This is a genomic window from Reichenbachiella sp. (genome assembly GCF_039944555.1).
GTDB lineage: Bacteria > Bacteroidota > Bacteroidia > Cytophagales > Cyclobacteriaceae > Reichenbachiella.
The window spans coordinates 93,297-106,982 of the sequence record NZ_JBDUYN010000013.1; the positions used below are offsets into that span (position 1 = coordinate 93,297).

The following is a 13,686-nucleotide window of genomic DNA, read 5'->3' on the forward strand; positions in this document are numbered from 1 at the left end:
AAAAAAGCCCATATTAAGCATTTTTAGTACTTCTACTATTTTAAAACATTTGCGAATGACCCAAAAAGAAGTCTAGTTTTAAGTGCTTTTTGAAACATTTCGTGTCCTCTTCGGAAAACATCTTCCAAGCACTTTATACAAGATAAATTGTTTTATGATTGTTGAAGAGAGAAAAAACATAACTACCAACGGAACATCAGTACGGGGGTCGTTATTATCTTATCGGCTAGACACCTTTGGCTTTTATGGCAAGACCGAATCCGAGAATATATGCCTTGAGGTTTATGAGGAAGGAATGGTTCGTGTAAGGATTTCGAGAAACGAGAGTTTCGATGACTTCCACTACGCATTGGGTAACAATCTCAATCCAAAGTCTATTGATTTTCTTGAAAAAGAAGACAGTATCGTTATTTCGACCAGCCGAGTAGAAGTATCGATCATGAAGTTTCCCTTTCGTATCATATTCAGAAATGAAAAAGGTGAGGTAATCAATGAGGATGACACATCTTTTGGTACTTCCTGGATTGGAGAGCAAGTGACCACCTACAAAAAATTACAACCTAACGAAAAATTTATTGGGCTCGGTGAAAAAACCGGACCACTCAACAAAAAAGGAAGGGGCTACCAAAATTGGAATACAGATCATTTCGGGTACGACAAAAACACCGACCCTTTATATTGCTCGATTCCATTCTACATGGGTATACATAATAACATGTCCTATGGCATCTATCTCAACAACTCCCATAAAACCCACTTTAATTTCGGAGCATCCAACAACAGGTTCTCCAGCTTCTCCGCGGACGCCGGGGACATGGATTACTTTTTTATTCACTACGACAATGTAAATGACATTATAGGTAGCTACAGTAGATTGACCGGTAAAATGGGACTGCCTCCTAAATGGTCTCTTGGCTATCAACAGTGCAGATACAGTTACTATCCGGAAGCAGAAGTCCTCAACACTGCCCAGACCTTCCGAGACAAAGAAATTCCCGCCGATGTAATCGTACTGGACATACACTACATGGACAAATACAAAATCTTCACTTGGGACAAGGAAAGGTTCCCATGTCCGGAGACCATGATAGAAAAACTGAAGGCACTAGGGTTCAAAGTAGTCGTGATGTGCGACCCTGGGATTAAAGTAGAAGAAGGCTATAAAGCCTATGAAGATGGAATTGATAAAGATGTGTTCATAAAATATCCAGATGGCACCAACTACGAAGGCGAAGTCTGGCCTGGATGGTGCCATTTTCCGGATTTTACCAAAGAAGAGACCAGGGAATGGTGGACGGACCAGCTGAAATCTTACAGTGATGTGGGTATTGAGGGCTTTTGGAACGACATGAACGAAATCGCCACATGGGGGCAATCTCTTCCTGAATTGATTGAATTTGATTTTGATGGAGTGAAAGGCTCAACCAGAAAAGCTCGAAACATCTACGGTCTGATGATGGCCAAAAGTACGTGGGAAGCTGCCAGGAAAAACTTGGCAGGTAAGCGTCCTTTCAATCTGACTCGCGCAGGATTTGCAGGTATCCAAAAATACGCTGCAGTGTGGACCGGTGACAATGTGGCCTCTGATGAACACATGCTTTTGGGCATGCGCATGCTCAACAGTATGGGGCTTTCAGGTATTCCGTTTGCAGGATTTGATGCCGGTGGCTTTATAGGCAATGCGTCCGAAAACTTATTTGCCCGATGGATATCTATGGCAGCATTTACACCCTTCTTTAGGGGACATTCCAATGTAAACACCAAATCCAGCGAACCCTGGACACACGGTGAACACACCGAAGAAATTTCAAAAAACTATATCAGTCTAAGATATAGATTAATGCCTTATGTATACGCTACTTTTTATGAGGCCAGCGAAACAGGAACGCCTGTCAATCGCTCATTGGCCATCAATTATACCCACGATGAAAACGTGTACAATGAAGCCTATGAAAATGAATTCCTATTTGGAAGTTCAATACTCGTAGCACCTGTTTCAAGTGAAAAAGAAATAGAGAAGATCTATTTGCCTGAAGGTGAGTGGTACGATCTATTCACAGATCAAAAATATGCTGGTAATCAGGAAACTTTGATTGAATGTCCGGTAGAAAAACTACCTGTATTCGCACAAGCTTCGGCAATCATCCCGGTACAGTCGCAAGTATACAGCAATCAGGAAAAGCCTGATCAACTGCTCGAAATACACCTTTACAAGGGAGAAAATAAAAATTCCTTCGTCTATTATGAAGATGACGGTGAATCCTACGATTTTGAATCCGGCTCATACTACAAACGATCAATTTGCTATGATCCACAGCTTCAACAACTTAGCTTTAGCCAAAAGCAGGGATCATTTGAAAGTAATTTCTCAGAAGTGAAGTTGTATTTTCACGGATTTGGAACGGATGAATTGAACAAACTTTCGATTGAAAAAGAAGATTATAGATTTATTGCTCCACTTTCAAATTTCGACCCTATCGATTCTGTAAAACACGAGGATTACAAAATATCAAATCTACCCTACACTACTTTCAAACTTAAAAACGACGAATTTTCAATAAATTGGAAATAACGATTTCTATCAACCTATGAAACCCGAATGGCCGGAGCAAATTTAAAAGGACACACAAAGGGATCGGTCCGCCGAAGTGGATTAACCTTTTGCACAAAACAGACGCCCTTGTAAGACAAAATAAACATATGAAAAAATTAATACTAGTAGCATGCATGGCTGGCTTAATAAGTTGTGCCGTGGATAAATCAAAAGAATTGCAAACCCAAATTTCTTCACCTGAAGACAAAATGTCCATGACATTTTACCTACTGGCTGACGGATCTCCAGGCTACACAGTGAGTTTTGACAACAAGGTGGTGGTAGATAGCTCCAGGCTCGGATTTGAACTCGGTGACCAACTCAGTCTTCGAGACGGATTCGAAATTTCGAATACGCTAACAACCTCTTTGGACGATACCTGGGAGCAACCCTGGGGTGAGCAGCGACTGATTCGCAACAATTATAACGAATTGAAGGTTGAGCTTACAAACAAAAATCAAATCAACCTGAATATCATTTTCCGTCTGTTTGACAATGGTTTTGGTTTTAGATATGAATTTCCGCAGCAAGAAAAATTGGCGGAATTCGAGATCATGGACGAATTATCAGAATTCAACATGTCTGATGATCACGAGGCATGGTCGATCCCAGCCTATGCTGGCAATCGCTACGAATATCTATACAAAAAAGCACCCGTTAGTGAATTTGGAATGGTGCATACCCCACTGACCATAGAAACTAAACACGGCCTGTATCTTCATATGCATGAAGCCGCGCTTTATGATTACCCCAGCATGGTTGTTAAAAACATGGGAGGAACAAATTTAAAATGTGACCTCGTACCTTATAGCAAAACCAATCCGGTAAAAGCTTATCTTAAGGCTCCATTTAGTACACCCTGGAGAACGGTGCAAGTAGGAGAAACACCAGGCGAACTGATCACTAATTACACGATTCTCAATTTGAACGAACCGAGCAAAATAGAAGATACTTCTTGGATCAAACCAGGCAAATACATTGGTGTATGGTGGGAAATGTTTATCAATCTTGGTACGTGGCACCAAGGCCCCAAACATGCTGCAAACACTGAAAATGTTAAGAAATATATCGATTTCGCGGCAGCCAATGACTTCTCAGGTGTGTTGGTCGAGGGCTGGAATTATGGCTGGGATGGCAATTGGATGGGCGGTGGTACCAAGTTTGAATTTACCAAACCTTATCCGGACTATGATATCGAATATTTGAGTAAATATGCAGCTGAAAAAGGTGTTTATATAATCGGTCATCACGAGACCGGCGCGGACACCGAAAATTACGATGAGCAGTTGGAAGATGCGTATCAATATCTTGAAGATCACGGTATGAAGGCGGTAAAAACTGGTTACGTAGAAAACGGAGATACTTTACCAAACGGCTTGTATCACCATGGACAATACTTCGTTCAACATTTTCAGCGTGTAATAGAGACAGGCGCAAGACACAAAACCATGATCGTCGCTCATGAGCCAATCAAAGATACCGGCAAGCGTAGAACCTGGCCAAACATGGTATCCAGAGAAGGCGCCAAAGGGCAAGAGTACAACGCCATGGGAGGAAGTCCAACCGATCATGTGGCTACGATCCCCTTTACTCGCTCCCTTTCAGGACCTTTTGATTACACACCTGGAGTATTTGATATTAGAATCAAAACCAGTCCTGACCAGGTCAAAACAACGATTGGGAAAGAACTGGCACTCTACACCATTATTTATGCACCTATGATGATGGCGAATGATTTACCCGAAAACTACGAAGGGCATCCTGCATTTGAGTACATCAAGGCGGTTCCCACAGATTGGGAAACCACGAAAGTCATCGACGGAAAAATTGGCGACTATATAACTATTGCACGACAAGAGAGAAAAACCGATAACTGGTTTGTTGGTGCAATCACCGACGAAAACCCTAGAGGTTTCCAATTGGCCCTCGATTTTCTAAAGGAAGGTATCACCTACAATGCCACCATTTACGCTGACGGTGAAGATTGTCACTTTGTAGACAATCCTACCTCATACGAAATCAAAAACATGGAAGTCACCTCCACTACTACACTAGATATGAATTTAGCCGCCGGTGGTGGCGCAGCCATCAGCCTATATCCTAAGAACTAATGAATAAACACAAAATCATATTATTCGGTCTATTGACTCTGATTACTCTTGCCTTTGCATGCGAATCACCGAAGCAAGAAGTTACCCCTGAGGCCATCACCTTCCCGGAACGAGCCGCTGGAATGACGATCTATGAAGTCAATATTCGTCAATACACACCAGAAGGTACAATCAATGCTTTTGCCCAGCACCTACCGCGCCTGAAGGATTTAGGGGTTGAAATGCTTTGGATTATGCCAGTTCAGCCCATCGGTATGGAACAGCGAAAGGGTTCATTAGGTAGTTACTATTCTATTGCCGACTACTCTTCAATCAATCCTGAATTTGGAACCATGGAGGACTTTAAGGCCTTAGTAAAAAAAGTACACGAACTAGACATGGTTATCATTCTGGATTGGGTGCCAAATCATACAGCCTGGGACCATCCATGGATCAACGAACATCCTGAATATTACGCCAAGGATACCTTGGGAAATATCACCTATGAGGCCGACTGGAATGATATTGCCTTGCTCGACCATACCAGCCCGGAGCCTCGTCAGGCTATGATTAAGGAAATGAAATTCTGGATAACGGAGACTGATATCGATGGTTTCAGATGTGATCATGCCGCGCACGAAATCCCATTGTACTTCTGGGAGGAAGCAACAGCCGCCCTAGATCCGCTTAAAGATCTATTTTGGTTAGCTGAATGGGATGAGCCGAGGTTGCACACGAGTTTTCATGCCTCCTATTCGTGGGAACTGCTACATCTGACAGAGCATGTAGCCAAAGGAGAAAAAACCGCCCATGACATAGACAAATTCATCCAAAAGGATTTGGCACGATATGGTAAGAATCCATTCCGTATGACCATCACTACTAACCATGACGAAAATTCATGGGCAGGAACCGTTTTCGAAAGATACGGTGAAGGACACAAGGCCTTCGCCACCTTCATCTTTACGGCCTATGGATTCCCTATGATCTACAGCGGACAGGAGGTTGGACTCGACAAGCGGTTGCTATTCTTTGAAAAAGACACCATCAATTGGGAGGATCCAAAGAAACTTACTTCCTTCTATACGAAATTGGTACAATTGAAAAAAGACAATGAAGCGCTTTGGAATGGAGGCTTTGGAGGTACACCTTTGCGAATTAGCCAAGATGAATGGGTTTATGCATTTCAAAGACAGAAAAACAATAATCAGATAATTGGTATCATCAATATGTCTGGAGAAAAACAAACATTTAATCTAACTGATGCGTCTGTGGCAGGCAAGTACGAAGATGCATTCACCAATCAATCTTATACCTTGGGCATAGACGAATCAATTGACCTGAAACCTTGGCAGTATTTGATACTCGAGAAAAACTAACTGATGGAAAAAAGACGCTTAAGCTTTTGGGAAGTATGGAATCTGAGTTTTGGATTTCTGGGCATCCAAATGGGCTTTGCCCTCCAGAATGCCAATGCCAGTAGAATTCTCCAAATTTTCGGGGCTGATGTGCACGAATTATCCTGGTTTTGGATTGTAGCACCACTTATGGGATTGATTGTTCAACCTATCGTAGGGCACTACAGTGATCGTACCTGGACCCGAATGGGTAGAAGAAAACCCTTTTTTCTTACAGGCGCCATCATTGCTTCTATTGGTCTCATATTGATGCCTAGTGCAGGTGCCCTTACGTCCATTTTTCCTGCGCTCTGGATTGGTGCAGGAATGCTGATGGTTATGGATGCTTCCTTCAACATCGCCATGGAACCTTTCCGCGCTTTGGTGGCGGATATGATGCCTGCAGATCAGCGCACGTTGGGGTTTAGTATTCAAACGGCACTCATCGGAATTGGCGCGGTCGTAGGATCCTGGCTACCCTATGTGCTGACCAACTGGTTTGATGTGTCTAATCAGGCTGGGGTCGGCGAGGTTCCATTCAACTTGATTCTATCATTTGTCATCGGAGCGGGAGTGCTCGTGACGAGTATTATGGTCACCATACTTTCTACGAAAGAATATACACCAGAAGAACTAGCAGCATTCGATACCACAGGTGAAGCTGACAAACCACAAGAAGAAAGCTTGCTCAATATCTTCACCGATTTCAAAAATATGCCGTTCACCATGCGCCAATTGAGTTGGGTGCAATTTTTCTCCTGGTTTGGCCTGTTTGGTATGTGGGTGTTTGCAACACCAGCCATCGCTCATCATGTGTATGGCCTTCCACTCTCCGATAACAGCTCCAAAATGTACCAGGATGCTGGAGATTGGGTTGGGATATTGTTCGGCGTCTATAATGGAATTTCGGCGATCTATGCTTTCTTCTTGCCGGCTATTGCCAAAAAAATAGGTCGAAAGTCCACACATACCGCCTCACTCCTATTAGGTGGATTTGGATTGCTTAGTATTTACTTGGCACCTGACCCCAATTTCCTTATTATCTCAATGGTTCTGATTGGTATTGCCTGGGCCAGTATTTTGGCCATGCCTTATGCCATGTTGGTGGGTTCCATACCCGCACACAAAATGGGTGTATACATGGGAATATTCAACTTTTTCATCGTTGTACCTCAGATCGTTAATGCACTCATAGGAGGCCCCTTAGTAAAATATTTGTACGGCGGCAATCCCGTATTCGCCCTAGTTACCAGCGGTGTAGCATTCATCATAGCCGGCCTGCTGAACCTAAAAGTCAAAGACGCTTAATCAGGATACCGATAGATTTTAGTGAATAGTAAAAAAGCACCGCAGTTTGTGGTGCTTTTTGCTTTTGTTCCAGCTCTCGTCACATGGAGAACTGTAGGAAAAGTCCGTTCCTGGTCCCCGTCATGTGGAGAACTGCAAGACATGTCCTTGCCTGGTCCTCGTCACTTGACGAGAGTTAAAAACACGCACAAATCAGAAAATTTTTCAGAAATTCTTCTCAACAGACCTATAATCGTTCTTTTACGGGTTTAAAAAGCGCATCGCTCATAAATAAAGCAGCATAATATTGCATTTTATTGCAAATAAATGCATGTTTGATTTTTAGCATAACTAAACCAATTAACTTTTAACTTAAACTTATCGACAGCTATGAAAGAGACAATCTATGTTTTGTTGTTTGCGTCTTCGTTATGGATAACGACGTCTGCTAGTGCCCAAATCTCGGGCGAATCACCACCATTTGCGCTATCAATTGCTCAACTTAAGAGTTGGACATCTACCGGATCAACAGCCTCAGCTGCCAATGTATCCACCGAACCGTTAGCTACCAGGTTTACGCAATCCAATACGCAATTGAATCCAAATCTGAGTAACAGTATCAAGATTCTATCTGCCCCGGACGGTATCAACAATAAGGGTAACTACACCACAGAACAGAGTCAATTCAATCTTTTCAATTTTACTCATTGGCAGTACATTGATGTATTGAATTGGTTTGGCGGTACAGCCAGCCTCAATGTGATGATTCCCTCCAAGCCCTGGGTGGATGCAGCACATAAGAATGGTGTGAAGGTTATAGGATCATTATTTTTTGCACCTACAGCCTTTGGAGGCAGCTCTGCTACGGTTTCCCAACTTTTTGATAAAGATGGTTCGGGTAATTATATCGCCGCAGACAAATTGATCGCCATTGCTCAATACTACGGATTTGACGGTTGGTTAATCAACCAAGAAACGAGCACGACTAGTCAAAATGCCAATGATATGCGTTCGTTTATGGCATATTTACAAAATAACAAACCGGCTGGAATGGAAATTCATTGGTACGACGCGATGATCGAATCCGGTCCTGTAAGTTGGCAAAACACGCTAAACAGTCAAAATGATGCATTCTTACAAGATGGCACACAACGTACGTCGGATGCCATTTTCACCAATTACAACTGGAGTAGCAGCATGGTTACTCAAGCTGCCAGTCACGCTGCTTCCTTAAGCAGAAGTGCGTTTGATGTATATACCGGTGCAGACATGTGGCCTGACAGAAATGCTCAAACTGCATTTACCAACACTACATGGATTGATAATATATTCAATGGTAACACCAACCCCAAAACCTCAATCGCCCTTTTTGCCACCAACTTTACCTTTGACAAATTCAATAACTTCAGCACCAATCCCGCAGATGTGCAGAATTTCTACGACACAGAAGTCCGGCTATTTTCCGGAGATGATCGCAATCCGTCTACCACCGGTTCAGGCTGGAAAGGAATTGCCAACTATGTCCCCGCAAGATCAACCATAACCAGCTTACCTTTCGAAACCAATTTCAACACCGGACATGGTCAGGTCTTTTCGACCAACGGCTCACAAATCTCCAAAAACTGGCATGATTTATCAAAGCAGGAGATTCTTCCGTCCTGGCAATGGATCTTTCAGGGAGGTACAGGTTTAAGCGCTCAGTTCGACTTCGGCACCGCTTACAATGGCGGGTCCTCGGTAAAAGTGACTGGTACAGGCTCGGGAACCAATACTTTGAGACTGTATAAAACACAACTTGCTGTAAGCAACCAGACTAAAATTGATTTGGTATACAAAAAGGGGTCTACTGGCGCTACAAATATGAAAGTGGCAATAGCATTTAGTGACAATGTCTCTACTTGGGTAACCTTTGACGTAGGCAACAGCCCCACGAGTGGCTGGAACACAAAGACCATTGACTTGAGTGCCCACACCGGCAAGCAAATATCTGTAATTGGCATTCAGTTCACTGCCGGGTCGGCCAGTATGAACCTTGGCCAGGTAAAGGTACATAATGGTCCGGGCGGTGGAAACACAGATGCCATAGCCAATTTCACAGGCAGCCCGACAAGCATAGAAACAGGGCAAACCGTTACATTTAATAATGCGTCGGTCAATGCCAGTTCATATGCCTGGACTTTTAGCGGTGGTACACCAGCGTCAAGTACTGCAGAAAATCCTACGGTCACCTACAACAACACCGGGACTTTTGATGTCACCCTGGTAGCCACAGGCACAACCAGCGATACTGAGTCAAAAACCAACTATATCACGGTAAACGCACCTGGCACCACTATGGTGGATCACACGGACCCCGTCGGTACCGGTACAATTACCCGACGTGCGGAGATTAATTCAGCCGAAAGTGCAGCCAAAGCCTTTGACAATTCTACCACTACCAAATGGCTTGACAATGGCGGCACCCCCACCTCGGGAAACCCTAGCTGGATCCAATTGCAACTGCCAGCAGCAAAAACAGTAACAAAGCTCACGATTACAAGTGCCAATGACGCACCAGACAGGGATCCTGAGAACTTTGTATTGAAGGGGTCTAATAATGGGACAAACTTTACTACACTTAGTACGTGGTCCAGTGAAACCTTCAGTACAAGATTCCAAAAGAAAGAATGGACATTTAGCAACAGCACAGCATACACCTACTATCGTCTTGAAACCACTAAAAACAAGGGTAATATCAGTATGACGCAGCTTTCAGAAATCGAACTCATCGGGCCTGCCGGCGGAGGTGGAGGTGACACACAAGCACCAACGGTACCGACAAATCTAACTGCAGCAAATGCGACTCAAACGACCGTAGATTTGAGTTGGACCGCTTCGACTGACAATGTAGGCGTGACCGACTATGACGTGTATAACGGAACCACACTAATCACCACAGTCACCGGTACTACCTACCAGGCCACCGGACTCACAGCCAACACCGCCTATACCTTTACGGTAAGGGCCAAAGATGCTGCAGGAAATCAATCTGCCGCCAGCAACGGTACAACAATCACGACTCAGCCAGGTTCCACACCCACCTATTGCAGTTCACAAGGCAATACCATCACAGACGAATGGATAGCTTCGGTGGTCGTAGGTTCTTTCACCAATACATCGACCGCCTCACAATACACAGATTACACCTCGCAAAGCATTGCGATGACGCCTGGTGCCTCAGTGAGTATTACATTGACACCGGGATATTCCGGAACGAACTATGCTGAGTATTTCAAAGCATGGATTGATTATAATCAAGATGGAGACTTTACTGATGCAGGAGAAGAAGTATTTAGTTCAGGAGGAACGGTCACGTCAGCTACCTCTGGTACAATTTCGGTGGCAGCCTCAGCGAGTGGAACCACTCGGATGCGCATTAGTATGAAGTACAATGGTGCACCTACTTCCTGCGAGACATTCACCTATGGCGAAGTAGAAGATTACACGGTGAACTTTTCAGGCTCTTCTTCCAGAAATGCAGGTGGTGGCGATGACATCCCTGTAACGTTCGCGGCAGCCAATATCGAATCTGAGCTGGCCTCCTTTGAGTTGTATCCCAACCCTTCGACTACTGGTATTTTTGAAGTGGTACTACGCCTATCAGCAAAGAAAATTGGATACGCCAAAATCTATGACATGCAAGGTGCGGTCGTATTGAGTCAGCCATTGATCAGTGACGGCCGAGCGCTCCAGACTGCTAGATTTAATATGCAAAATTTCCCTAAGGGTATTTATTTGGTAAGAACTACAGCAGGGGCTACGGTACATCAAGGTAAAGTGGTCTTAAAATAATTATCCAATAATGGGCTTTGGATAATCCTTCAATAACTCCCGGCCATGTGTTGGGAGTTATTATTTTTTCCTCCTGAGACTATCCTTTCCGGAGTGCAAGCCTAAATCCGTACACCGCTAATTCTCCCTGCATAAAGTCCAGGTCTAAGGCTCTTTCAAAACCCATGCTTTCATACATAGCCCAGGCCACTTGCATGGCTTTCGTGGAGTGAATAACCATCGTCTTCTGCCCTTCTGTTCTGGCGATATCCAGACAGGTTTTCGTAAGCAACTTCCCGAGCCCACCCCCTCGTACATCAGGGTCCACCGCGAGTAGACGAAACCCAGCTGCATTTTTCTCGTGCGTGGCTGTACCCCCTGAACCATAGTATTCCATATCTCCAAAATAAACCACTCCCCCTCCGATATGGCCTTCAGAGGAAACAGCTACCAACAATCTCGTTTCCGGATTTTCAGTGAAGTTGCCAATATTCGCCAGCTTATCATAATACGTTGGTTGCTCCACTGGTTTGGGAAATCCTTCTAGTTGTGCGTATACCTTAACCATCAGCTCTCCAATAGTTTGAAATTCTTCGGGCTTCGCGTCTCTGATGGTATATGTTGCATTCATAATTAATTCGGTGCTAAAAAAAGGCAACTACTTTGTTGACCGCGACTTCGTTTTTATTCCTCTACAATTTTTTTGATATGCTGTAGCACATCGTTCCAAAACTCATCTGACCTCCGTTGTTGTTTTTCTGTCGGAATCCTATCTTCAGAAACAGACAGCTGTGTCTTACCCTCCTTTTTAAAAAGTTGGAAAGACCAAACTCTGTAGTTTTCCGGGACATCTGGAATTCCTTCTAAATCACTCCAATGGGTATACTGTAGATGCACTCCGGGTGAGACCTTTAGCAAGATCCCTTTTTCAATATACTTGTTGCCATTATACTCTCCACTGAAAGTGATGGTGCTTCCTTCTTGCCAATCAGATTCAACTGCCGCTCCAAAAAAGTACTTTTTGGCTATAGCCGGCGTTACCAGAGCCTGCCAGACTTCATCCTCTGAAGCATGGATTTCAATATTTGCCTTTGATATATAGGTGTTATTCATTTTTTAAAATCAGGAAGAAGTACTTTTTTCAATCCATTTCTTTTTCTCAAGTCGCATGACAGAGCAAATACTTCCATCAAAATCCCTTGTTTCTACGAATTGGAATCCGATTCGTTCATAAAAACGAATGGCAGCTGTATTGGTCTCCAGCGGATCAATCAAAATGGCCGTAACCTTTTCATCCGTAAAACAACGACCGATAGCCAGATTCATCATAATCGTGCCATATCCTTTTCCCAAATCCGTTTTCTCCCCTATCCAAATATCGATGGCGCGCAGATTATCCGGGACCTCTCCCCAATAATGAGTCTCTTCTTTGGCAGGATCAATGATTTGTACGAAACCAATCGGTCTTCCATCCAGCTCCGCAATGAGCTGCTCTCTCCAATCCGGAAAATGAAGCAAATCGTCTCCCCAACCCCAGTCGTCAGGGTCACTGGCTATTACATGCGGTTGTTCGTCCCAATGCTTCAGTAAAGACAAATCGTCTATGCTGGCGTGACGGAATGAAATAGAAGGGTTTGTTTTCGACATCAATTGTGCATTACAAATTTTCTCAAATACACTAACGGATTTCAAATAGAAATGGGTAGATGTTTTATTTCGGCTCCAATGTCATCACGTAGTCATAGCTCTCATCAAGATACACTGCGACCTTATCCAAATCTTTTAGCATTTCTTCCGGAATCAAAATATAACCATTCATAACTGCGCCATATGATTTATAAAAGGTAGTATTAAATTCCTGCATGTACTTTTCCTGTACGTCTTTAGAGAACCGAATACCTATCTCTCCTGCCTTATTCAACAACGAGAACATATAACCATTGGCAGAGGTGTAAGGCATAGTTTTACCTTTGCGCTCGAACCTTTCGCATTTCGCAACCAGCTCATCGTACAGTTTTAATTTTTCTTTCCACATAAACTAACTATTGTTTTTCTACAAATGATTTGAACTGTCGCAACCACTTCTCCGCTGGTTTGCGATACATACCCGGAAAAAGGATGGCCATCAATCTGGGCATGACCCAATCGATCCGTGTATACTCATATTCGAATTCGTATCTGGTCTCATTTTCAGAGAGCTCAACAAAATTACATTTCATTGTATTGTCCATATGTTCATGATGATAATGGGCCTCAAATGAGTCTGGCAAGCGGTTAGACGTAATAGTCTCTGTCAGAATCATCTTGCGTCCACTATGTTCGTAATACATTTTTGAAATGGCTCCATCCTGACCCGCCGACCCGCTGACCAGTTCCTTGCTTACAAATCCGTCTTGATATTCTTTCAGATTAGCAGGGTCTGCAAATAGTTTAGTAACTAGGTTTATGGGTTTGCTAATGTCAATTGATCCTTTGTGTTTCATACAATTACTTAATTTGTCGGCTCATA

The 13,686-nt window shown here is 43.5% G+C and carries 10 protein-coding genes; 5 read left to right on the forward strand and 5 right to left on the reverse strand.

The features are described from left to right. Positions 1-154 precede the first annotated feature (154 nt). The 5 genes from ABJD64_RS20705 (at position 155) to ABJD64_RS20725 (ending at position 11,198) form a co-directional block, all read left to right on the forward strand. A complete protein-coding gene (locus ABJD64_RS20705; RefSeq protein ID WP_348182327.1) occupies positions 155-2,572 on the forward strand; it encodes a glycoside hydrolase family 31 protein in 2,418 nt (805 codons plus the stop codon). 128 nt (positions 2,573-2,700) lie between these two features. Then, positions 2,701-4,704 carry a glycoside hydrolase family 97 protein gene (locus tag ABJD64_RS20710; protein WP_348182324.1) on the forward strand — a complete coding sequence of 668 codons (2,004 nt, stop codon included), beginning with the start codon at positions 2,701-2,703 and terminating at the stop codon, positions 4,702-4,704. Further along, the gene (locus ABJD64_RS20715) at positions 4,704-6,062 is read left to right on the forward strand and encodes an alpha-amylase family glycosyl hydrolase (RefSeq protein ID WP_348182321.1); all 1,359 of its coding nucleotides are present in this window, start codon (positions 4,704-4,706) and stop codon (positions 6,060-6,062) included. The genes ABJD64_RS20710 and ABJD64_RS20715 overlap by 1 nt, the downstream gene beginning before the upstream one ends. A 3-nt stretch (positions 6,063-6,065) precedes the next feature. Continuing rightward, complete coding sequence (locus ABJD64_RS20720; protein WP_348182318.1) at positions 6,066-7,388, forward strand: MFS transporter; 1,323 nt, start codon at positions 6,066-6,068, stop codon at positions 7,386-7,388. 369 nt (positions 7,389-7,757) lie between these two features. Next, positions 7,758-11,198 carry a GEVED domain-containing protein gene (locus ABJD64_RS20725; protein WP_348182316.1) on the forward strand — a complete coding sequence of 1,147 codons (3,441 nt, stop codon included), beginning with the start codon at positions 7,758-7,760 and terminating at the stop codon, positions 11,196-11,198. A 79-nt stretch (positions 11,199-11,277) separates the two neighbouring features. On the opposite strand, the gene ABJD64_RS20730 is transcribed toward ABJD64_RS20725, so the two are convergent. The 5 genes from ABJD64_RS20730 to ABJD64_RS20750 all read right to left on the reverse strand — a co-directional run bounded on the left by ABJD64_RS20730 (position 11,278) and on the right by ABJD64_RS20750 (position 13,660). After that, positions 11,278-11,808, reverse strand: a complete 531-nt coding sequence (locus ABJD64_RS20730; protein WP_348182313.1) for a GNAT family N-acetyltransferase — start codon at positions 11,806-11,808, stop codon at positions 11,278-11,280. Between the two features lie 53 nt (positions 11,809-11,861). After that, the gene (locus ABJD64_RS20735; RefSeq protein ID WP_348182311.1) at positions 11,862-12,290 is read right to left on the reverse strand and encodes an SRPBCC domain-containing protein; all 429 of its coding nucleotides are present in this window, start codon (positions 12,288-12,290) and stop codon (positions 11,862-11,864) included. A 9-nt stretch (positions 12,291-12,299) separates the two neighbouring features. Then, positions 12,300-12,824: a GNAT family N-acetyltransferase gene (locus ABJD64_RS20740; protein WP_348182310.1), complete on the reverse strand. Its 525-nt coding sequence runs from the start codon at positions 12,822-12,824 to the stop codon at positions 12,300-12,302. 64 nt (positions 12,825-12,888) lie between these two features. Further along, positions 12,889-13,212 carry a hypothetical protein gene (locus ABJD64_RS20745; protein WP_348182308.1) on the reverse strand — a complete coding sequence of 108 codons (324 nt, stop codon included), beginning with the start codon at positions 13,210-13,212 and terminating at the stop codon, positions 12,889-12,891. Between the two features lie 7 nt (positions 13,213-13,219). Further along, entirely contained in the window at positions 13,220-13,660 is a 441-nt protein-coding gene (locus tag ABJD64_RS20750; RefSeq protein ID WP_348182306.1) for an SRPBCC family protein, read from the reverse strand. Positions 13,661-13,686: the final 26 nt, after the last annotated feature.